The 21,353-nt window shown below is 61.4% G+C and carries 22 protein-coding genes and 1 pseudogene; 15 read left to right on the top strand and 8 right to left on the bottom strand.

What is annotated here, in order from left to right:
• The first annotated feature begins 34 nt into the window (after window positions 1–34).
• From K5R88_RS11695 to K5R88_RS30920, 3 genes and pseudogenes are all read left to right on the top strand, one after another.
• Window positions 35–1,351 (top strand): Na+/H+ antiporter family protein, encoded by a 1,317-nt coding sequence (locus tag K5R88_RS11695; RefSeq protein WP_226300260.1) that lies wholly within the window; start codon window positions 35–37, stop codon window positions 1,349–1,351.
• 232 nt (window positions 1,352–1,583) lie between these two features.
• Window positions 1,584–2,360, top strand: a pseudogene (locus K5R88_RS30925) (cache domain-containing protein); the annotation flags it as partial.
• A gap of 84 nt (window positions 2,361–2,444) precedes the next feature.
• The gene (locus tag K5R88_RS30920; protein ID WP_404943258.1) at window positions 2,445–3,266 is read left to right on the top strand and encodes a methyl-accepting chemotaxis protein; all 822 of its coding nucleotides are present in this window, start codon (window positions 2,445–2,447) and stop codon (window positions 3,264–3,266) included.
• 116 nt (window positions 3,267–3,382) lie between these two features.
• On the opposite strand, the gene K5R88_RS11685 is transcribed toward K5R88_RS30920, so the two are convergent.
• Window positions 3,383–4,318 carry a LysR family transcriptional regulator gene (locus K5R88_RS11685; protein WP_226299990.1) on the bottom strand — a complete coding sequence of 312 codons (936 nt, stop codon included), beginning with the start codon at window positions 4,316–4,318 and terminating at the stop codon, window positions 3,383–3,385.
• Window positions 4,319–4,555: 237 nt separating this feature from the next.
• On the opposite strand from K5R88_RS11685, the gene K5R88_RS11680 reads away from it, so the two are divergent.
• The 3 genes from K5R88_RS11680 to K5R88_RS11670 all read left to right on the top strand — a co-directional run bounded on the left by K5R88_RS11680 (window position 4,556) and on the right by K5R88_RS11670 (window position 5,852).
• On the top strand, window positions 4,556–5,041 hold the full coding sequence (locus tag K5R88_RS11680; RefSeq protein ID WP_008045188.1) for a DMT family transporter: 486 nt from the start codon (window positions 4,556–4,558) through the stop codon (window positions 5,039–5,041).
• A gap of 2 nt (window positions 5,042–5,043) precedes the next feature.
• The gene (locus K5R88_RS11675; RefSeq protein ID WP_192419822.1) at window positions 5,044–5,496 is read left to right on the top strand and encodes a DMT family transporter; all 453 of its coding nucleotides are present in this window, start codon (window positions 5,044–5,046) and stop codon (window positions 5,494–5,496) included.
• 191 nt (window positions 5,497–5,687) lie between these two features.
• Window positions 5,688–5,852 carry a metallothionein gene (locus K5R88_RS11670; RefSeq protein ID WP_207286212.1) on the top strand — a complete coding sequence of 55 codons (165 nt, stop codon included), beginning with the start codon at window positions 5,688–5,690 and terminating at the stop codon, window positions 5,850–5,852.
• 116 nt (window positions 5,853–5,968) lie between these two features.
• On the opposite strand, the gene K5R88_RS11665 is transcribed toward K5R88_RS11670, so the two are convergent.
• Window positions 5,969–6,196, bottom strand: a complete 228-nt coding sequence (locus K5R88_RS11665; RefSeq protein WP_008035177.1) for a DUF6555 family protein — start codon at window positions 6,194–6,196, stop codon at window positions 5,969–5,971.
• A 146-nt stretch (window positions 6,197–6,342) separates the two neighbouring features.
• On the opposite strand from K5R88_RS11665, the gene K5R88_RS11660 reads away from it, so the two are divergent.
• From K5R88_RS11660 to K5R88_RS11650, 3 genes are all read left to right on the top strand, one after another.
• Complete coding sequence (locus K5R88_RS11660) at window positions 6,343–7,113, top strand: AraC family transcriptional regulator (protein WP_032832904.1); 771 nt, start codon at window positions 6,343–6,345, stop codon at window positions 7,111–7,113.
• 183 nt (window positions 7,114–7,296) lie between these two features.
• Window positions 7,297–7,470 carry a DUF1427 family protein gene (locus K5R88_RS11655; protein WP_008035179.1) on the top strand — a complete coding sequence of 58 codons (174 nt, stop codon included), beginning with the start codon at window positions 7,297–7,299 and terminating at the stop codon, window positions 7,468–7,470.
• A 31-nt stretch (window positions 7,471–7,501) separates the two neighbouring features.
• A complete protein-coding gene (locus K5R88_RS11650) occupies window positions 7,502–8,458 on the top strand; it encodes a quinone oxidoreductase family protein (protein ID WP_226299989.1) in 957 nt (318 codons plus the stop codon).
• Window positions 8,459–8,536: 78 nt separating this feature from the next.
• On the opposite strand, the gene K5R88_RS11645 is transcribed toward K5R88_RS11650, so the two are convergent.
• Window positions 8,537–9,211, bottom strand: a complete 675-nt coding sequence (locus K5R88_RS11645) for a hypothetical protein (protein ID WP_008045195.1) — start codon at window positions 9,209–9,211, stop codon at window positions 8,537–8,539.
• Between the two features lie 368 nt (window positions 9,212–9,579).
• Here K5R88_RS11645 and K5R88_RS11640 point away from each other — a divergent pair, with 368 nt between their 5' ends.
• The 3 genes from K5R88_RS11640 (at window position 9,580) to hemB (ending at window position 12,357) form a co-directional block, all read left to right on the top strand.
• Window positions 9,580–10,278 (top strand): glutathione binding-like protein, encoded by a 699-nt coding sequence (locus K5R88_RS11640; protein WP_207286210.1) that lies wholly within the window; start codon window positions 9,580–9,582, stop codon window positions 10,276–10,278.
• A 33-nt stretch (window positions 10,279–10,311) separates the two neighbouring features.
• Entirely contained in the window at window positions 10,312–11,154 is an 843-nt protein-coding gene (locus K5R88_RS11635) for a PhzF family phenazine biosynthesis protein (protein ID WP_192419830.1), read from the top strand.
• Between the two features lie 228 nt (window positions 11,155–11,382).
• Window positions 11,383–12,357, top strand: a complete 975-nt coding sequence (gene hemB, locus K5R88_RS11630) for a porphobilinogen synthase (RefSeq protein WP_008045200.1) — start codon at window positions 11,383–11,385, stop codon at window positions 12,355–12,357.
• A gap of 124 nt (window positions 12,358–12,481) precedes the next feature.
• On the opposite strand, the gene K5R88_RS11625 is transcribed toward hemB, so the two are convergent.
• Complete coding sequence (locus K5R88_RS11625; RefSeq protein ID WP_226299988.1) at window positions 12,482–14,017, bottom strand: FAD-dependent oxidoreductase; 1,536 nt, start codon at window positions 14,015–14,017, stop codon at window positions 12,482–12,484.
• Window positions 14,018–14,295: 278 nt separating this feature from the next.
• Between K5R88_RS11625 and K5R88_RS11620 the strand changes: the two genes are divergently transcribed.
• Window positions 14,296–15,390: a DUF1615 domain-containing protein gene (locus K5R88_RS11620; RefSeq protein ID WP_226299987.1), complete on the top strand. Its 1,095-nt coding sequence runs from the start codon at window positions 14,296–14,298 to the stop codon at window positions 15,388–15,390.
• A gap of 78 nt (window positions 15,391–15,468) precedes the next feature.
• Here K5R88_RS11620 and K5R88_RS11615 read toward each other — a convergent pair whose 3' ends face one another.
• Window positions 15,469–15,909 (bottom strand): phage infection protein, encoded by a 441-nt coding sequence (locus tag K5R88_RS11615; protein WP_145316151.1) that lies wholly within the window; start codon window positions 15,907–15,909, stop codon window positions 15,469–15,471.
• 177 nt (window positions 15,910–16,086) lie between these two features.
• On the bottom strand, window positions 16,087–16,881 hold the full coding sequence (locus K5R88_RS11610; protein WP_207286206.1) for a DUF4349 domain-containing protein: 795 nt from the start codon (window positions 16,879–16,881) through the stop codon (window positions 16,087–16,089).
• 146 nt (window positions 16,882–17,027) lie between these two features.
• Between K5R88_RS11610 and K5R88_RS11605 the strand changes: the two genes are divergently transcribed.
• Complete coding sequence (locus K5R88_RS11605; protein ID WP_223452434.1) at window positions 17,028–17,651, top strand: glutathione S-transferase; 624 nt, start codon at window positions 17,028–17,030, stop codon at window positions 17,649–17,651.
• Between the two features lie 115 nt (window positions 17,652–17,766).
• On the opposite strand, the gene K5R88_RS11600 is transcribed toward K5R88_RS11605, so the two are convergent.
• Window positions 17,767–18,207: a CBS domain-containing protein gene (locus K5R88_RS11600; RefSeq protein WP_226299986.1), complete on the bottom strand. Its 441-nt coding sequence runs from the start codon at window positions 18,205–18,207 to the stop codon at window positions 17,767–17,769.
• 324 nt (window positions 18,208–18,531) lie between these two features.
• Here K5R88_RS11600 and K5R88_RS11595 point away from each other — a divergent pair, with 324 nt between their 5' ends.
• On the top strand, window positions 18,532–20,892 hold the full coding sequence (locus K5R88_RS11595) for a DNA polymerase II (protein ID WP_226300259.1): 2,361 nt from the start codon (window positions 18,532–18,534) through the stop codon (window positions 20,890–20,892).
• On the opposite strand, the gene K5R88_RS11590 is transcribed toward K5R88_RS11595, so the two are convergent.
• Complete coding sequence (locus K5R88_RS11590) at window positions 20,857–21,327, bottom strand: DUF1810 domain-containing protein (RefSeq protein ID WP_008034513.1); 471 nt, start codon at window positions 21,325–21,327, stop codon at window positions 20,857–20,859. The genes K5R88_RS11595 and K5R88_RS11590 overlap by 36 nt on opposite strands.
• Window positions 21,328–21,353: the final 26 nt, after the last annotated feature.

The following is a 21,353-nucleotide window of genomic DNA, read 5'->3' as shown; positions in this document are numbered from 1 at the left end:
CCGGGCTCATTTCGCTTGCCTTGAGGTAACGATGATTAATGCTGTAATTGCCGCGGTCGGCATCATGCTGATTCTCAGCCTGTCCCGCGTGCACGTGGTGATCGCGCTGATTATCGGCGCGCTGGTGGGTGGTTTGACCGGTGGCCTGGGCATCGACGCCACCTTGAAAGCCTTCAACAGCGGCCTCGGTGGCGGGGCGACGGTGGCCTTGTCTTATGCCTTGCTCGGCGCCTTCGCGGTGGCGATTGCCAAGTCCGGCCTGGCCCATGCGCTGGCCGACAAAGCCCTGGCCATGGTTGACCGCCAGCACGCCAACGGTGGCGGCTCGGTGAAGTGGCTGCTGATCGGCCTGCTGTGGGTGGTGGCCATCGCTTCACAGAATATTCTGCCGATACATATCGCTTTTATTCCGTTGCTGGTGCCGCCGCTGCTGTATGTGCTGACCAAGCTGCAACTGGATCGGCGGTTGATCGCCTGCGTCATGACCTTTGGCCTGATCACCCCGTACATGTTCCTGCCCGTGGGCTTCGGCAACATCTTCCTTAATGAAATCCTGCTGGCCAACGTGGCCCGCAGCGGCGTCGATATCAGCGGCATCAACGTCACCCATGCCATGGGCATTCCGGCGCTGGGCATGGTGGTGGGGCTTGCGGCAGCCTTTATCAGCTACCGCAAGAAGCGCGTCTACGACCTGGAAAAGATCGAACAGGTCGAGCAGGTCGTGGTGCAGTACAACCCGCTGAGCCTGATGGTTGCGGGTGTGGCGATTGCGGCGGCGTTCATTATTCAGTTGTTGCTGGACTCGATGATTATCGGTGCACTGGCAGGCTTTTTGATCTTCTCGGTGTCGGGCATCGTGAAATGGCGCGACACCGATGACCTGTTCACCGAAGGCATGAAGATGATGGCGATGATCGGTTTCATCATGATCGCCGCCTCGGGGTTTGCCGAAGTGATGAAAGCCACCGGTCAGGTACAGACGCTGGTTGAAGCGTCGGCGTCGTGGATCGGCCACAGTAAAGGCATCGGTGCGCTGCTGATGTTGCTGGTCGGTCTGCTGGTGACCATGGGCATCGGTTCGTCGTTTTCCACCGTGCCGATTCTGGCAGCGATTTTCGTGCCGCTGTGCGTGCAACTGGGGTTCAGCCCGATCGCCATCGTCTGCATCGTCGGCACCGCCGGCGCGCTGGGCGACGCTGGTTCGCCTGCTTCCGACTCGACGCTCGGCCCGACCTCCGGCCTGAACATCGACGGTCAGCACCACCACATCTGGGACACCGTGGTCCCGACCTTCCTGCATTACAACCTGCCGCTGCTGGCGTTCGGCTGGGTGGCCGCGATGGTTCTCTGATTCCAACCTGCCCGGTGATGGTGCCTGTGAAAACGCCATCGCCAGCAAGCCGGCTCCTACAGGTCAGAGGTGTCGGTAGGGTCAGCGTTGATCGCGCAATCTGTAGGAGCCGGCTTGCTGGCGATGGCAATTTCAAATACGCCATCGCCGGCAAGCCGGACTCCTACAGTTTTGCGTTGGCGTGCCGTTAAAGCCTTTAACCACGCCAATAAAACCAAAAGAGTGAACCGTCATGCGCATGAGCCTGAAGGCTAAAGTCCTGTCCCTTGCCGTCCTCCCGGTGTTGCTCTTTGCGCTGGTCATCAGCCTGACCACGTTGTTCGTTCTGCAGGAACAGGCCCGCAAGGAAGTCGAGGAGACGCGCCAGCGCCTGCTCAGCGACGCCAAGGCCACCCTGCAAAGTTACGTCGCCGTGGCCATGACCGCGATCAAACCGCTCTACGAGGCCGCCGCCCCTGGCGATGATGCGGCGCGGGCCCAGGTGATCAAATTGCTGTCGAGCATCAGCTACGGCAAGGAAGGCTACTTCTTCGGCTACGACTCCAACACCGTGCGCCTGTTCAAGGCCAACAGCCCCGAAGGCGTGGGCCAGAGCTTCAAGGACAACCGCGACCCGAACGGCGTCTACGTCAACCGCGACCTGGTGAAAGTCGCCAAAGACGGCACTCACTACCTGCAATACAGCTCGCCATTGCCTGGCAACACTCAGGTGCTGGTACCAAAACTCGGCTACACCGAATACCTGCCGAAGTGGGATATGGCGGTTGGCACCTCGGTCAACCTCGACGGTATCGAGGCACAAGTGGCCGTGGTCGAAGCCAAGGTTCAAGACCGGATGGAAGGCGTGTTGCTGAGCATCATCGGCATCGCCGCCGTCGTGCTGCTGCTGATTGCCGCCGCCGGCATGCTGCTGGCCAACACCATTCTGCGTCCGCTGAACCTGATGAAAGCCAACCTCGACGACATCGCGGCGGGCGAGGGCGACCTGACCCGGCGCCTGACCATCACCAGCCAGGATGAACTCGGCCAACTCGCCGGCTCGTTCAACCGGTTCGTCGACAAGATCCACGGCCTGGTGCGTCAGATTACCGAAATGACCTCGCAATTGACCGGGCTGGTGAATCAGGTCTCCGATCAGGCCCAGCGTTCGGATCAGGCGATGGAGCGTCAGCGTCACGAGACCGATCAGGTGGCCACGGCGATCAACGAAATGTCGGCCGCCGCGCAAGAAGTGGCGAAAAGTGCACAAAACGCCGCAGTGGCGGCGCAGCAGACCGACGAAGAAGGCCAGACGGCCAAGCGTGTGGTGGCCGGCAGCATCGTCAAGATCCATGCGTTGGTCGACGATATTCGCAGCAGCGGCGTGTCCCTCGACAGCCTGCAAAAGGACGTGTCATCGATTGTCAGCGTGCTCGGGGTGATCCGTTCGATTGCCGAGCAGACCAACCTGTTGGCGCTCAACGCCGCCATTGAAGCGGCCCGTGCCGGTGAGGCCGGTCGCGGTTTTGCGGTAGTGGCCGACGAAGTCCGTGCGCTGGCCAGCCGCACGCAAATCAGCACCCAGGAAATCCAGGGCATGATCGACCGCTTGCAGGCCGGCACCCAGTCGGCGGTGGAAGCGATGCGCCGCTCCAGCGAGGCCGGCGACGGTACGTCCATGCAGGCCAACGAAGCCGGCGCCTCGCTGGACACCATGGCTCAACTGATCGGCACCATCAACTCGATGAACGCGCAGATCGCCAGCGCCGCCGAGGAGCAGACCGCCGTGGCCGAAGAGATCAACCGCAGCGTGCATCAGATCGCGGTGGCCGTGGACAACGTGGCCGGCGAAACCCAACTCGGCGCCCAGACGTCCCGCAGCCTGGCTGATCTTGGCCAGCGCCTCGGCACTCTGGTCGGCCAGTTCCGCATCTGACCCCCGAACCTACCGTAGGAGCCAGCGGTGCGGCGATCCGACTTGCCGGCGAAGGCGTACTTGAGGACGCCTTCGCCGGCAAGCCTGGCTCCTACAGTAAACATTTCGCATCGTCCTTAAGGCCTGTCCCAATACGGCACGGTCCCGAAGCATTCGACATAGAAATCAATCACCGTCCTTACCTTCACCGACAACCGCCGGCTCCCGGGCCAGAGCACGGCGATCTGTTGCGGCTCAAGGCTGTTGGACACCTGATATTCCCCCAGCACCGGCACCAGCGTGCCGTTGCGCACCGCTTCACCAATCAGCCACGACGGAAACATCACCAGGCCCAGGCCTTGTTCGGCGGCCTGTGTGAGGGTGTCGGCGTGGTTGCCGGTGATCGGTCCCTTCACCGAGTAGGGCCTCCAGTCCTGCTGACCCTGGCGGAAAAACCAGCGTTGCTGGCCGGCCACGCCTTTGTAGGCCAGGCATTGATGCGCCGCGAGGTCTTCGGGATGCAACGGTGTGCCATGGCGTTTCAAGTACGCCGGGCTCGCCGCCACCTGAAAGCGTTGAGGCGCCAGAATCCGCGCCTGCATGCTCGAATCGTGCAGCGGGCCGATGCGAAACAGCAGGTCGGCACCTTCCTGTAACGGTGCGACGTAGCTGTCGGTCTGCTGGATATCCAGCTGCAATTTCGGGTAACGCTCGCACAGTTGCCCCAGCCAGGGCGTCAGGTGCCGCTGGCCAAACACCACCGGCGCGTTGATCCGCACCAGTCCGCTCGGCTCGCTTTGTTGTTCCTGCAACGCCTGTTCGGCTTCCTCCAACTGCACCAGCACCAATCGCGCATGCTCGCCGAGCAAGCGTCCGGCCTCTGTCGGCGTGACCGCGCGGGTGTGGCGGTAAAGCAATTGCTGGCTCAGCGCCTGTTCCATCAACTGGATCTGCCGGGAAATCGACGACGGCGCCAGGCCTTCGCGGCGGGCGACTTCAGAGAAGCTGCCGTGGTCGAGTACCGCGACAAACAGCCGAAGTGCCTTGAAACCCAATTCGTTGAGGCCGTGCATGAAGAGTCCTGCTGTGCGAGTTACGCAAAAGTGTTGTCAGGATGCTCCCATTTATCGCACAGCAGCGCCAGCCGATAATGCGCTCACTTCCTGCACGCAGACCTTGTAGGAGCGAAGCTTGCTCGCGAAGGCGGCGTGTCAGTCGTCATCTTCGGCGACTGACACGCCGCCTTCGCGAGCAAGCTTCGCTCCTACAGGCGACCGTGTAGTTCATTTGAAAATGGGTAGGTCTCTGTTATGCAATCTTCTTCAATCGATATCGCTGTCACACCGGCAACCCAACCCGGGTTGCGGCTTTTGCTGCTGCCTTTGGTGATCCTGGCCGGTATGGGCCTGTCCGTGGAGGCCGGTCTGCTCGGGCCGCTGGGGGTTCAGGTCGGTCACTTGTGGGCGACGTTGAGCATCTTCGGCGTCGGCTCGGCGATCCTGTTTTTCCTGCTGTTGCTCAGCGGCCCGCAAAAGGGACCGGCCTTCAGCGACTTGCCGCGCTGGCAGTTGATCGGCGGTTTTCTCGGGCCGATCTACGTGGTGGTGCTGACCCTGGCCACGCCGTACATCGGCATTGCGATGACGATGATCGCGATCCTGTCCGGGCAGGTCGGTAAAAGCGTGCTGATCGACCACTTCGGCTGGTTCGGCGCCACTCGTAAAAAGGTCAACGGTGAACGTTGGCTGGCCTTGCTGCTGATTGTGGCGGCACTTGTTCTGATTGCGCGGGGTTAATGATTAATCTGATTATTTTGTTGGCGGTGGTCGTGGCTGCCGGTGCGGTGTTGAGTGTTCAGGCCGCCATCAATGGGCGTCTGGGCGAAACGGTCGGTGTGCTGCGCAGCAGTTTGTTGACGTTCGTGGTGGGTGCGGTGAGCACCGGGTTGCTGATCCTGTTTTTCGAGCCGGCCCATGCCGTGAGCCTGCTGGACGTGCCGAAATGGCAGCTCAGCGGCGCGCTGTTCGGCGTGGTGTACATGATGGTGATGGTGGGGGCGGTGCCACGGGTGGGTACGGCGGTGGCGACGGTCGCGGTGATCGTCGGGCAGTTGGGCATGGGGATGCTGATCGATAACTTCGGCTGGCTGGGCAACCCGCAGATCGAACTGTCCGGCAGCCGGATACTGGCGATGGTGCTGCTCGGGTTGGCGCTGGTGTTCATGTATCGCAGCAATACCCGCCAGGCCTGACCGCTTTCGCTTTCCTGTAGGAGCGAGGCTTGCCCGCGAAGCAGATGCCGCGATCTAAACAGTTACATCGCGTTATCGTTCTTCGCGGGCAAGCCTCGCTCCTACAGGTTTGGGCTGCGTCGTCTGTGGCAACTTCTACACTGGTGAGACGGGTTGTAGCCCCGACGACCACCACCTCAGGAGTCAGACTCATGATCGATAGCGAAAGCAAATGCGACTGCAAGAATTGCAACTGCAAACTGGGCCAGCATCCGATCGCACGTCACGGCAAGCACTACTGCTGCGAAGCCTGCGCCAAACACCATGAACACGGTGAAGAATGCGTGCACAAAGACTGCAAGTGCGCCCAACACTGACTGTGTAGGAGCAAGCTTGGTCCGGGCGGCGTTCCGACGATGCAGGCGCCGAGGTTCTTCAGGCTGACCGCGTTATCGTTCATCGCGAGCAAGCTTGCTCCTACAGAAAAGCGTGGTTAGCTTGCTGGCCGCCAAGTGACATTTTCCACGCCGAATTTTTCCGCCATCGGCTTGCTGGTCTTTTGCACTTTCTCCCTTCCAAAGCGCGGGATTCGGCCCACGCCGGCGTCGCAACTAGCCCAATGCCAAGCCTGCGCATTGTCCATTTTGTCCAGGCGAATGATGAAAGACTTTGGGACGCCATGAAGGGTGTATTCAATGACGAAAAGTTTTGCGTTATTCATAAAGCCCGTATTCCTCCCTGTGGTAATAGAAGGATCGTCGGCGGTACGGAAAATTCATTCGGATTGTCAGACGGCTGCGGCCAGTGGCGATGAGGCCTGCGGCTGGTTACCATGGGTTTTCTGAAAATCCCCGATGAATGCTGACCATGGCCCTTGCCGCGCCCCCCGACCTGAGTGACACCGATGTGCCCGTGCAACCGCTGGCGCGCACCTATCCGCGCGGGCTGTTCATCGAGCCCCACGAGCATGTCTGGGGCCAGTTGTTGTATGCGATGAGCGGGGTGATGTGGGTCGAAACGCCGCATGAGGCGCTGGTGGTGCCGCCGCAACGGGCGGTGTGGTTGCCGCCGGGCGTGCCTCACGGCATTCGCGTGGTCTCGGACCTGCAGATGCGCAACATCTACCTGCGTCCGGCATTGGCGGCGACGCTGGACGACACGGTCCAGGTGATCGAAGTGGGCGGGTTGCTGCGTGAACTCATCGTCGGGCTGGTGGAGCAGGGCGACGACGGCGCGCCGGAGTATTACGAGGCGCTGGTCGGGCTGGCACTGCTGGAACTGCGGCGAGCCAGGCGTTCGCTGTTGAAAATCCCGTTGCCGGATGATTCCGACCGGCGCCTGATGAACCTGTGTCAGGCTGTCATGGCCGCGCCATCGCTGGACGTTTCCTTCGAACAACACGCGCAAAACGCCGGGGCCAGCGTGCGGACCCTGGCGCGGCTGTTCAAGGACGGTCTGGGCATGGGCTTCGCCGAGTGGCGGCGACAAGTGCAACTGGCGACTGCGGTCGCGGAGCTGATCCAGGGGGCGCCGGTCAGTGCGATTGCCCGGGAGCTGGGCTACTCGCCGAGCAGCTTCAGTGACATGTTCCGTCGGGAACTGGGTGTCGCGCCCTCGCAGTTCTGCACGAACCTGTAGGAGCCAGCTTGCTGGCGATAGCATCCTCAAATTTTGCATCGTCCTCACGTCAGCTATCGCCAGCAAGCTGGCTCCTACAGGTTATTGCGGGTGGTTTGGCCGGAATTCAGAAGCACTTGGCCGATGCTCGCGGATGCCGGCCTTTAGACTTTGGGCATCCCTCAATTGCCCACGGAGTCTGCCATGAGCTACCTCATCTCGCTGGTCATCGGTCTGGGCGTCGGTTTGCTTTACGGCGCGCTGGATTTTCGTTCCCCCGCACCACCGGCCATCGCGCTGGTGGGCCTGCTGGGCATGCTCGCCGGTGAAAAGTTGTGGCCCATGGGGCGGCAACTGGTCACTGGCTGGATCTCCTGAATTCCCTTTCCCCTGTTGGATGGACACTCCCATGAAAGCATTGCAGTTCGACAAAACCGGCGACCTTTCGGCCCTGCGCTTTGTCGAGGTTCCGACCCCCGTGCCCGGCGCCGATGAAGTGCTGGTGCAAATCAAGGCCGCCGGCCTCAATCCCAGTGATGTGAAGAATGTGCTGGGGCGTTTTCCCTACACCACGTTGCCGCGCATTCCCGGGCGTGATTTTGCGGGTGTAGTCGTCGAAGGCCCGCAGGCGCTGATCGGTCAGGAAGTGTGGGGCACCGGCCGTGAACTGGGCTTTTTCGCCGACGGCTCCCATGCGCAATTCGTCAAGCTGCCGGCCAATGGCGTGGCGCGCAAACCGACGCACCTGAGTTTTGCCCAGGCCGCCAGCCTCGGCGTGCCTTACACCACGGCGTGGGATGCGCTGGAGCGCAGCCTGGTGAACGCACAAACGCGGTTATTGGTGATCGGTGGCGGGGCGGTCGGCAGTGCTGCGCTGGCGCTGGCCAAGGTGCGTGGCGCCCAGGTGCTGGCGGCGGCGCGTCGGCCGGAGCAGGTCAAGGACTTGCAGGCTCAGGGGTATCAGACGTTGCAGCTGGATAAACCCGAGGATTTGGGCGCGCAGGTGAATGCGGTCTACACCGGCGGCGCCGACGTGATTTTTGACACCACCGGGTTCTGGCTACCGGCCTCCGTCCCCGCGCTGGCCGCGTTCGGTCGCATCGCGATCATCGCCGCGCCGGTGGATGGCCAGGTGCAATTGCCGGCCCTGGCGCTGTATCGCAAGGGCGGTTCGGTGGTGGGGATCAACTCGTTGCTATACGGCGTGCAAGCGTGCGCGGCGATGCTCGATCAGTTCGGCCGGTTCTTCGACCAGGACCTGTTGCCGTTGCCACAAGGGTTGTTCGAATCGCCACTGGCCGAAGGGCTGGAACGTTACGCCGAAGTGAATCAGGGCAGTGGCGACAAAGTCATCCTGCTGCCATAACCCCAATCCCCTGTAGGAGCCGGCTTGCTGCGGGCGGCTCCTACAGGTCGTGCGCGGGTCGAACAGCGCGACCAGTCCTTATGTCGGGCAGGTTTCCCGGCCGTTATCCAGGCCTTGCTTGTAGCTGTGGCTCTGCAGACTGGCCTTGCCGTTGTGCCAGGTCAGGGTGAGTACATACAGCGAGTCGTAGTCGCTGGATTCCCAGTCATCGGTGATGTTCTGTTTCTTGCCGACCGCTTCGCCGGCGACCTTGTTGATCAGCTCGGGCAGGTAGCCGTGGGACCACGCGGTGTAGATCACCGAGTTGTGGTACTTGTCATGCAGCAGTTCGTCGGCCAGATCACTGGTGTCATTGGCCGAGAAGTTGATGTTCACCGGCAAGCCGAGCTTGATGGCGCTGGGGCTGATGGTCATCAGGGGGCGAATGTAGCTGTAGGAATTATCCAGCTCGCCTTCCTCGACATTGCGCGTCGGGTTGGCTGCAAACACGTAGTTGGCCTTGCCGAATTTTTCCGGGAGCAGGGTGGCCAGGTCGATGGCGCGGTTCAGGCCCTGGCAATTGAGCTGGCCGAGGCCGCCGGCGGGTTTTTCCGCGTGGCGCAGGAAGACCAGCGTCTGGGTGCCGTCAGCCGGCTGGGCGCGGCTTTCACGGACTTCCAGCGACAGGAACAGCGCACTGATTGCCAACAGGGAGGGCAGCACAATATAAGCGCGATGTTTGAAGCGTTGGACCAATTTCATAAGGTTCATCATGGAATAAGGGTTTCTTCAGCGCATTCGGTTAAGGCTGACAAACCTTTACACCACGCGCTCCCAGCGTCGGGTGTTTTCCATGTCGATGATCCGGTCCGTTTCCGAAAGGGCAGCACTCAGAGTCCACTGAGGCCCGTTTGGTTCGATTCCGGCGGCATGCGCAGCAATGTACCGATAACCATGAACGGGTTGGAGCAGAGGTTATCGACAGGATGTTGCGGATTTATGGACACAGTACACGGGGCGGTCGCAGGAGAAGACTGCAATCCATTGATCTTGGTAATCATCAATATCGATACGCCGTACGTCGCAGCCTGCGGCCACTCACACTATGATCGTGCCTCTCAATCTCTTCGTGGATCCATGCGATGACCGATCTGTCTGCTTTCCCTATCACTCAAAAATGGCCAGCCCAATACCCTGAGTGGATTCAGCTCTATTCGTTGCCGACCCCCAACGGCGTCAAGGTGTCGATCATGCTCGAAGAGATCGGCCTGCCCTACGAGCCGCATCGCGTGGGCTTCGACACCAGCGACCAGCTGTCGCCCGAGTTTCTGTCGCTGAACCCCAACAACAAGATCCCGGCGATCCTCGACCCCCACGGGCCGGACGACCTGCCGCTGCCGTTGTTCGAGTCCGGGGCGATTCTGATTTACCTCGCCGACAAGAGCGGGCAGTTGCTGGCCCAGGAATCGGCTGCGCGTTACGAGACGATCCAGTGGTTGATGTTTCAGATGGGTGGTATCGGGCCGATGTTCGGCCAGCTCGGTTTTTTCAACAAATTCGCCGGCAAGGACTACGAAGACAAACGCCCTCGGGATCGTTATGTCGAGGAAAGTAAACGTTTGTTAAAAGTGCTTGATGGACGTCTGCAGGGGCGTGACTGGATCATGGGCGAGCGCTACACCATCGCCGATATCGCGACATTCCCGTGGGTGCGCAACCTGATCGGCTTCTATGAGGCGGGCGATCTGGTGGGCATCAAGGATTTCCCGAACGTGACGCGGGTGTTGGAGCGCTTCCTGGCGCGGCCGGCGGTGATGCGCGGGCTGGAAATTCCCAAGTAAGACCTTTCGAATCCACCAAGACCAAGGCAGGCCATGCACGCATTCGATTTCAAGCAAGTAGATGTCTTCAGCCGCGTTGCGCTCAAGGGCAATCCGTTGGCCGTGGTGTTCGGCGCCGATGAGCTCAGCGATGAGCGCATGGCGGCGTTCGCCACCTGGACGAATCTCAGTGAAACCACGTTCATCCTCGCCCCGCAGGACCCTCGGGCCGATTACCGGGTGCGGATTTTCACCACCCTGAACGAATTGCCGTTCGCCGGTCACCCGACCCTGGGCACCTGCCATGCCTGGCTCGAAGCCGGTGGCGTGCCCAAGGGCGAGGAGATCATTCAGGAATGCGGCGTGGGCCTGGTGCGGGTGCGCCGGCAAGGCGCGGAACTGGCCTTTCTCGCACCGCCACTGCTCAAGACCGGGCCGGTGCAGGCGGAGCTGGTGGAGCGGGTACGACGCGGGCTCCGACTGGAACCGGGCGCCATCGTGCGGGCGCAGTGGGTCGATAACGGCGCGGGTTGGCTGGCGGTGATGGTCGAGGATCGCCAGCAGGTGCTGGACCTGCAGCCGGACCATTCGCAGATGCTCGGCCTCGCGGTCGGTGTGATTGCGCCGTGGCATCCAGAGCGTGACGGCGATGACGCACAGTTCGAAGTGCGGGCGTTCATTTCCGGCGACGGCATGCCGGAAGATCCCGCCACCGGCAGCCTGAATGCCGGCATCGCCCAATGGCTGCTCAGCGAAGGGCTGGCGCCGGCGTCTTATGTGGTGAGTCAGGGTCTGACCATGGGGCGGGCCGGGCGCATTGCGGTCGAGCGGATTGGCGATGAGATCTGGATTGGTGGTTCTGTAGTTACGTGCATTACCGGCACGCTGAACATCTAAACCTGTGGGAGCGAGCCTGCTCGCGATGGTGTATCAGCTACATTGATGGCGACTGACACTCCATCGCGAGCAGGCTCGCTCCCACAGGGTTTTATGGTGGATGCAGGAATTGTTGCCGAAGCGGTAACGGTTTTTACTCCGCTGAGGTTTGTGCCCGGCGGCGAACTGGGCATAAGCTTTCGCCCCCTTACGACTTTCGTCTCGTCCCCCGATTTTTCAGGAAACCCCATGTCCAGTCAGTTCCCCGAAGCACGTCCACGCCGTCTGCGCCGCAATGCGAGCCTGCGCAGCCTGTTCCAGGAAACCGAGTTCAGCTTGAACGATCTGGTGCTGCCGATTTTCGTCGAGGAAGAAATCGACGACTTCGTGCCGATCAAAAGCATGCCCGGTGTGATGCGGATTCCGGAATCGAAACTGGCCGGCGAGATCGAGCGCTATGCCCGTGCGGGGATCAAGTCGGTGATGACCTTCGGCGTGTCCCATCATCTGGACAGCAGCGGCAGCGACACCTGGAGCGACAATGGCCTGGTCTCGCGCATGGCGCGCATCGCCAAGGACGCGGTGCCGGAGATGATCGTGATGTCCGACACCTGCTTCTGCGAATACACCGACCACGGTCACTGCGGCGTGTTGCACAACCACGAAGTCGATAATGACCAGACCCTGATCAACCTCGGCAAACAAGCCGTCGCGGCAGCCCGTGCCGGTGCCGATGTGATCGCGCCGTCGGCGGCCATGGACGGGCAGGTCCAGGCGATTCGCCGGGCGCTGGACGCCGCCGGTTTCACCCAGACCGCGATCATGGCCTATTCGACCAAATTCGCCTCGGCGCTCTACGGCCCGTTCCGCGAAGCCGGCGGCAGCGCACTCAAGGGCGACCGCAAAAGCTATCAAATGAACCCGATGAACCGCCGCGAAGCGGTGCGTGAATCGCTGATGGACGAGCAGGAAGGCGCCGACGCGCTGATGGTCAAGCCGGCCGGCGCGTACCTGGACATCATCCGCGACATTCGCGAGGTTTCGCGCCTGCCGCTGTCGGCGTACCAGGTCAGCGGCGAGTACGCGATGATCAAGTTCGGCGCACAGGCCGGGGCCATCGATGAGGACCGCGTGGTGCGCGAGAGTCTCGGTGCGATCAAACGGGCGGGGGCGGATTTGATCTTCACCTACTTCGCGATGGACCTGGCCCTGGCCGGGATCTGAACATCTCACAACTCCCTGTGGGAGCGAGCCTGCTCGCGAAGCGGTGTCACATCCGCAATGGATGTTTCTGACACAGCGCAATCGCCGGCAAGCCGGTCTCGCTCCCACAATTGGATTGGGTGAATCAGTGAGGGCCAAAATACGGCCGTATCCCGCGATCCCGGAAGTACCGTTCGATCACCTTCGGATCCGAGCACGACTCGGCCACCGCCACGTAGGTATCCGGCCGCAACAAATAAAACCCGTTGCGCCCAAGGCCGGATGTTTCAAACGCCGGTCGCCAGTCAAACACATGCAACGGCAAGTGATGTTCATTGCACCAGGCAATCATTTCGTCGCTGGTGTCGCCGTACACATGCACCTGCCAGTTCGGGCACTTCAGCGGCCCGAAGTTATCCCCTTCACCATCATGTGCCCACGGCAAGCGGTCACCTCCGTGAACGTGCCCGGCGACGCCGGTGCTCAATGGCATTCCACGATAGTTGAGGGTGATCTGCGACACCGTACGAAACAGGAATTCCCGGGAGGCCTCGAACGAAGCCATTTTCGGCAGCAGGAACGGCGCCAGACGGGTACGCAGCAAATCTGCCATGCGTCCTTCGGCGGTGACAAAACTGAACACCCGGTCGGTGGTGGCGACCAGTTTGCGGGCAAAGGCGATGCGCTCGGTTTCATACGTGTCGAGCAGATGCGGGGCAGCACCGCCGCTCAACACGGCCGCGAGTTTCCAGGCGAGGTTGATGGCATCGCCGATGCCGGTGTTCATGCCCTGGCCGCCCGCCGGGCTGTGGACATGGGCCGCGTCGCCCAATAGAAACGCGCGACCGCTGCGAAAGTGATCGGCCACCCGATGATGCACACGGTAGGTCGAGAACCAGTTCACCTGCTCGATCTGCACTTTCAAGTGTTCGATGGCGCGGGTGCTGACGTCTTCGAATCGCAGGGTTTCCACGTGCTCGGCGCGTTCGTCGCGAACGGTGCCGATCAACCGCGCGCGACCTTCGCCGGCGAGGGGAAACACCGCGAGAAAGTCTGCTTCATCGAGGTCCAGGTGCAGCTCGCCATTGAGCGCCGGCCCGCTGGCCTGCACGTCGGCCACGTAGAAAATCTGCTGGTAGGTGCCGCCGGGAAATCCGGTATCGAGGGTTTTGCGCACCCGCGAGCGGGCACCGTCGCAGCCGGCGAGGTAACAGGCCTGACAGGTTTCCTCTTGACCATCGGGCAGGCGCAGCCGCGCGGTGATGCCATCGCCGGTTTCTTCGAAGCTCTCCAGTTCGGTGTTGCGCTCGACCCGGATGCCAAAGGCTTCCAGGCGTTCAATCAGCAATTGTTCGTGCTCGTCCTGGGGAAAAATTTCCAGGAATGCATACGGCGTCAGACCCTCGCCAATCCGGCCCAACGGCAAGCGCGCCACGGGTTCGCCCTTGACCCAGAAGTTGGCCGCCGCCACGCGATGCCCTTTGTGTATCACGGCCTCGTTGAGGTCGAGCTGGCGATACAGTTCCAGTGTGCGCGCCTGCACGGCCAACGCCCGTGAAGTGGTGCCGGGGGCCGAGGTCTTGTCGATAATCCGCACGCGGATCCCCAGTTTGCTCAGCCACAGCGCGAGCACCAGACCGGTGGGACCGGCGCCGATGATCAGTACGTCGCTACGGTTCATGCGCCTGTTCTCCCCTGGCGTCTTGGCTCAAGTATGGTTCAGCCGAAGAGGGCCGTCAGACAGCCCGCCCAACGGAAAAGACCCTGTAAGCGCCGGCTTGCTGGCGATGAACGATAACGCGCTCATCCTGATGCACCTCGGTGCTCCCATCGCCAGCAAGCCGGCTCCCACCGTTCAGTGTGTCTGTGCCGGGAACAGTGTGTCGCCGGCACAGTCATAGCCTGCGCCATGCGATTGATCGTATGGTTAACCCGGTTCAACGGATCTGATGGAGCGCCATGCAAGCCAATCGATTGATCACGAGCGTCGCGGCGCTGTTGGTGCTGGCCGGTTGCGGGACTCAGCGCACCCAGGAAGCCCCGGCCCGCACACCCAAAGAGGTCAAGGCCGAGATCGTGCGCCTGCTGCCGGCGAAAACCGTTGATCGCCAAGGCTGGGCCACGGACATCTACGCGGCGTTTGCTGCGCAGAACATTTATCCCTCTACGCAAAATCTGTGTTCCGTACTGGCGGTCACCGAGCAGGAGTCGACCTTTCAGGCAGACCCGCCGGTGCCGGGCCTGGGCAAGATCGCCCGAGAGGAAGTCGACCGCCGTGCCGCCAAAGCCCACATCCCCGGCCTGCTGGTGAGCGGTGCGCTGCAAATACGTTCCAGCACCGGCAAAAGCTACAGCGACCGATTGAATGCCGCGCGCAGTGAAAAGGAATTGAGCGCGATCTTCGATGATTTCATCGGCAGGGTGCCCATGGGCCGCACGCTGTTCGGTGGTTTCAATCCGGTGCACACCGGTGGGCCGATGCAGGTCAGCATCGACTTCGCCGAGCAGCAGGCGCGGGGTTATCCGTACCCGGTGGACGGCTCGATTCGGCATGAAGTGTTCAGCCGTCGCGGCGGTATGTATTTCGGCATCGCCCACTTGCTCGGTTATCCGGTGAGCTACAAGCAGCCGCTGTACCGCTTCGCCGATTTCAACGCCGGTTGGTACGCCAGTCGAAACGCCGCATTTCAGAATGCGGTGAGCCGTGCTTCGGGGATTCCTCTGGCGCTGGACGGTGATCTGGTGCGCTACGACTCGATCATGCCCGGCACCACGGAACTGGCCGTGCGCACCCTCGGCAAGCAACTGGGCATGCGCAATCCGACGATTCGGGATCAACTGGAGAAGGGCAAAAGCCTCGAGTTCGAGGACAGCACGTTGTATCAGCGGGTTTTCGAATTGGCCGAGAAGGCCGAAGGCCGTTCATTGCCGCGAGCGGTATTGCCGGGGATTGCGTTGCAGAGCCCGAAAATCACCCGAAAACTCACCACGGCGTGGTTTGCCAAGCGAGTCGACGAGCGTTATCAGCGCTGCATGGCGCTGGCGGGGAAGTGACCGGTCTCAAAAAATGCATAAAAAAACCCGGCGTGTAAGGCCGGGTTTTTTGTCGAGTGTTGCTGCAAAGCCATTCATTCATACAGCGCGGCTTTCGATCAGACGGTCAGAACCACCTTCGGCGACGCGGTTTTCGATCAGGCGGTCGGAACCACCTTCGGCAACGCGGTTCTCGATCAGACGGTCGGAACCACCTTCGGCAACGCGGTTTTCGATCAGGCGGTCGGAACCACCTTCGGCGACACGGTTTTCGATCAGACGGTCGGAACCACCTTCGGCGACGCGATTCTCGATCAGACGGTCGGAACCACCTTCGGCCACACGATTTTCGATCAAACGATCCGAACCACCTTCGGCCACACGATTTTCGATCAAACGATCCGAACCACCCTCAGCCACACGGCTTTCAATCAACCGATCCGAGCCGCCTTCAGCGACAACCGGGTGAGCGGACGAAGCGGCAAAAGCGTTAACTGCAAAAACCGAGAAAGCGATGCTGAGGAAGAGTTGGCGTTTCATGGTGGTGTGCTCCGGGGTGTAGTTGTTTGGTATGGAGCTGATGGTACGCCGCACAATTTTTATGAGAACTTCATTGACGTGATGGTGAACATCGACGGCAGTGATGGAGCAGGTAACTCCCCGTGCGTAGGCGTGATGGTTGAGTTGTCGGCAGGCGGAGCGCGGTTGACGCCCGGCTCAGGTCCGACGCCGAACGAACTTGCGCCACAACCAGACCCACAGCATGAACAGCGGGAACGCGAGGATCAGGAAGGGCAGGGCGTAACTGGTTTTTTCCAGTGCATCGGCGGCGCCTTCGGCCAGGTTGTCGAGCAAGTTGCTGAACGCCTGGCTCAAGTGCGACGAGCGACTGCTGGCGCCGGTCGGCAGGAACGACAACGTGACCCGATTGGTGTCCAGACGCCGCTGGTGCCCGGCGGCAATCTGCGCCAGGGCTTGCAGATCGTTTTCGATCCCGGCCTGCTCTTTGCTCAGGGTGATCAGGTCGGTGACGCTGATGTCTTTGCGGGTCGCCAGTTCATCCAGGCGTTGCTGCTGGGCCTTGAGTCGTTCCTGGCGTCGGCGGGTGTCGTCCACGGCATCGGCGAGGTCTTCGGCGCTGGTGATCCGCTGACCCAGTTCGCCACCCTCGGCGGCCATCGCCACCAACGGCTCGACGCCGGCAGGGGCAATGCGCAGGGTGATGTCGGCGCGGCCGGCGCCTTGCTCGATGCGCAAGACGTTGCAGGCGCCGAAGCGTGCGGTTTCGCACGCCTCACGGGTGGCCTGCAAACGCGGGGCGATTTCCGCCTGGGGCAGCAACAGCTGCAATTCGTGTTCATAGGCGAGCATGGCCCCGCCACGCCCTTGTTCACCGGCTAGACTGGCCGATGACGAGTGGTCGCTTGGCGAGCAGGCACTTAGCGCCAGGCAGGCCAGAATGAAACCGACGGTACGAAAAAGTGCGGCGCGTTGGCCATCCTGTTGGCGCATGTTCTTTCCTTGAAGTGAGCTGCGGGGGTATTGGAAGAGTGCCCCGGGGTCGCGCATCTTACCTGCATCGATCCGCCAAATGGCAGGGAACGTGACCTTTGCCCGCTCGTCTACCGACTACCTGTTCGTCTCGCCAGGAGCGCGATATGTATCAGCTATACGGACACCAGAACTCCGGCGCCGCCGCCATCGAAGCTGCGTTGGAGCTGTGCGAGATTCCTTACCGCTTCATCGACGTCGAGTTATCCACCGAGGCGGCCCACGCGTTGGAGAAGATCAACCCGCTGAAGCAGATTCCGACCCTGCAACTGCCTGACGGCAGCGTTCTCACCGAAAGTGCGGCGATCTTGATTCATCTCGGGTTGACGTTTCCCAAGTCGAAACTGCTGCCGAAAGATGCCGCCGAGCGCGATCAGGCGATCCGGGGGCTGGTGTACATCGTCACCAATTGTTATGCGGCGATCGGCATCATCGATTACCCCGAGCGCTGGTTGCTCGTGGCGGACAAACCCTCGCGTGACAACCTCATGGCCGGTGCTCGCGAACGGTTGCACTGGAGTTGGGAGGTGTTTGCCGATCAGTTCTCGGGCGAGTTGTACCTGGGCGATGAGACGCCCGGCGCGCTGGATGTATTGGCGGCGGTGATCTCGCGGTGGGCGGGCACCCGGGAGCATTTGCGCAGTGCGCGGCCCGGTTTTTTCGCCTGGCTTGAGCGAATCGACCGGCACCCGACGTTGGCGCCGGTCTTTGCGCGGCATTGGCCGTCCTGAACACCGCAATCCCCTGTAGGAGCGAGGCTTGCCCGCGAAGGCGTTGGGTCAGGCGACACGTTCATTGACTGAGTCGGCGCTTTCGCGGGCAAGCCTCGCTCCTACAGGGCTCGCATTACTCGCCGCGAATGTACTGCTCCAGCTGGCGGATCAGTTCTGCCTGCTCCGCAATCGCTTCCTTGACCAGGTCGCCGATCGACAGCAAGCCGATCAACTTGCCGTTCTCCACCACCGGCAGGTGACGCAGGCGCCTGTCAGACATGATGCTCAGGCACGTATCGACGGTTTGATGGGTGTCTACGGTGATGACTGGCGACACCATGATGTCGCGGACCGGCGTGCCCACGGAAGAACGGCCATGCAGCACCAGTTTGCGTGCGTAATCACGTTCACTGATGATGCCCAGCACTTCGTCATTCTCTACCACCAGCAAGGCACCGACGTTCTTCTCGGCCATCTTCATCAGTGCTTCGAGCACCATGTGATCGGGTTTGATCTGGTGCACTTCCTGATTTTTCTGATCTTTCAACTTGAGCAGTTGGGCGACGGTTTTCATGGTGGCTTCTCGGGTGTTGTCGTTGTTCTTGAAGAATCGTAGACCCGAGCGCCGAGGGCAAGGCAGAAAACGGCAGATAACGCGCAAAAAACGCCATTCAGCCGTTTTTCTTCGATAAACCTCTCATTTTCGAACACACCACCGACCTTGTAGGAGCCGGCTTGCCGGCGATAGCGGTGGGTCAGGCGACGTATTTATCGTTTGAACGGGCGCTATCGCCGGCAAGCCAGCTCCTACAAGGGTTCATTCCAATCCAGGCGTTCGCTGTTATCCCCCGCAATGCCGCGTAGAATTGCGCTCTGAATCAGAGGTGAGGTTGCAGTGGTGGATTTACAGCGGGGCTTCGTCCTCACCCGGCATTGGCGCGATACCCCGGCCGGTACGGAAGTCGAGTTCTGGCTGGCGACCGACACCGGTCCCCAGCGTATTCGCCTGCCGCATCAACCGTCGGTGGCGTTCATCCCCGCCGAGCAGCGTGAGCAGGCTGAGCAGGTGCTGCACGGCGAAAAAAATGTCGAGCTCAAACCCCTGGCCCTGCTGGATTTCGAACATCGCCCGGTGCTCGGCCTGTATTGCCAGCAACACGGTCAACTGATGCGCCTGGAAACCGCGCTGCGCAAGGCTGGCGTCGAGATGTTCGAGGCCGACGTACGCCCCCCGGAACGCTACATGATGGAGCGCTTCATCACCGCGCCGGTGATCTTCGGTGGCACACCCGATGCCGAAGGCCTGCTGCTCGACGCGCAGATGAAACCCGATCCCGACTATCGACCGACGCTCAGGCTGGTGTCCCTGGACATCGAAACCACCGCTCAGGGCGATCTGTATTCCATCGCGCTGGAAGGCTGCGGCGAGCGTCAGGTGTACATGCTCGGCCCGCCCAACGGCGACGACAGCAAGGTCGACTTCCAGCTCGAGTATTGCGAGTCGCGAACCCTGCTGCTGAAAAAGCTCAACGAATGGTTCGCCCGGCACGACCCTGACGCGATCATTGGCTGGAACGTCGTGCAGTTCGATTTGCGCGTGCTTCACGAACACGCCCGACGCCTGGCGGTGCCGCTGAAACTGGGGCGCGGCGGTGAGGAAATGCAGTGGCGCGAGCACGGCAGCCGCAACCATTACTTCGCCTCGGCCGCCGGGCGATTGATCATCGACGGCATCGAATCCCTGCGTTCGGCGACCTGGAGTTTTCCATCGTTCAGCCTGGAAAACGTCGCGCAAACCCTGCTCGGCGAGGGCAAGTCGATCAGCACGCCGTACCAGCGCATGGACGAAATCAACCGCATGTTCGCCGAGGACAAACCGGCCCTCGCCACTTACAACCTCAAGGACTGCGAACTGGTCACGCGGATTTTCGCCAAGACCCAATTGCTCACTTTCCTGCTGGAGCGGGCCAGCGTGACCGGTTTGCCGGCGGATCGCAGTGGCGGTTCGGTGGCGGCCTTCACGCACCTGTACATGCCGTTGATGCACCGCCAGGGTTTCGTTGCGCCCAACCTCGGCAGCAAGCCTGCACAGGCCAGCCCCGGCGGATTTGTCATGGACTCGCAGCCGGGCCTGTACGAATCGGTGCTGGTGCTCGACTACAAAAGCCTCTATCCATCGATCATCCGCACCTTCCTCATCGACCCGGTGGGCCTGATCGAAGGGCTCAAGCATCCCGAGGACAGCGAATCCGTGCCCGGTTTTCGCGGGGCGCTTTTTTCCAGAACCCGGCACTGCCTGCCGGCCATTGTCGCGCGGGTCGCCGAGGGCCGCGAAACCGCCAAGCGCGAACACAACGCACCGTTGTCCCAGGCGCTGAAGATCATCATGAACGCCTTCTACGGCGTGCTCGGCTCCAGCGGTTGCCGTTTCTTCGATACGCGTCTGGCCTCGTCGATCACGTTGCGCGGGCACGAAATCATGCTGCGTACCCGCCAGTTGATCGAAGCCCAGGGGCACACAGTGATCTATGGCGATACCGACTCGACGTTTGTCTGGCTGCGCCGCGCCCACGGTCAGCAGGAAGCGGCGCAGATCGGCCACGCGCTGGTGGATCACGTCAATCAATGGTGGCGCGTGCATGTGCAAGAGGAGTACGGGCTGCAGAGCGCGTTGGAGTTACAGTTCGAAACCCACTACAAGCGCTTTCTGATGCCGACCATTCGCGGCGCCGAGGAGGGCAGCAAGAAGCGTTATGCCGGGCTGGTCACGCGTGACGACGGCACTGACGAGATGGTCTACAAGGGGCTGGAAACCGTGCGCACCGACTGGTCGCTGCTGGCCCGGCAATTCCAGCAAGAGCTGTACACGCGGATCTTCCATCGCCAGCCCTATCAGGATTATGTCCGCGAGTACGTGCGCAAGACCCTGGCGGGCGAGTTCGATGATCGCCTGATCTACCGCAAGCGCTTGCGCCGGACCCTGGATGACTATGAACGCAACGTGCCGCCGCATGTTCGCGCGGCGCGGATCGCCGACGACTACAACGATCAACAGGGCCGTCCGCGGCAATACCAGAACGGCGGCTGGATCAGCTACGTGATCACCGTCGCCGGGCCCGAGCCGCTGGAGATCCGTAGCGCGCCGATCGACTACGACCATTACGTCACCCGGCAGCTGCAACCGGTGGCGGATGCGATTCTGCCGTTCGTGGATGACGATTTCTCAACCCTGATTGGGGGGCAGTTGGGCCTGTTTTGAGTCCAGCAGCGATAACGTCCAGTCATCCGGAATCCCATGGAAGTGCCGCATCAGCGCTTGCTGGAACAGGCTGTCATCCGGGGCGAACTGCGCGAACAGGGTCATCGACGAGCGGAACTTCAGATTGTCCGGATGGCCGAAAATTTCGATGATGGAGCGTTCCGGAATATCCAGCACCAACTGCGTGCAGGTGCGCAGCCGTGGGCCCAGCTGCGCATGCTTGAGGTACGCCGAAGCCTCCTCTCCCGAGTGAATGGCATATCGTTGCGACATTTCGCTGCCGCCCAGGCCGATGAATTGCGGAAAGATGAACCACATCCAGTGACTGCGCTTGCGGCCCGCAACGAGCTCGTTTTTCACCCGTTCGAATACCGGGTCCTGCGCCCGTAGAAAGCGTTGCAGATCAAAGACGTCGAGCTGATCGGTGCTTCTCATGAGAAGCCCTCTGACAGAACCGCGAT

Source organism: Pseudomonas sp. MM213 (genome assembly GCF_020423045.1).
Lineage (GTDB): Bacteria > Pseudomonadota > Gammaproteobacteria > Pseudomonadales > Pseudomonadaceae > Aquipseudomonas > Aquipseudomonas migulae.
Note: the sequence above shows the minus strand (reverse complement) of the source record. Positions and strands in the feature narration are given on the sequence as shown.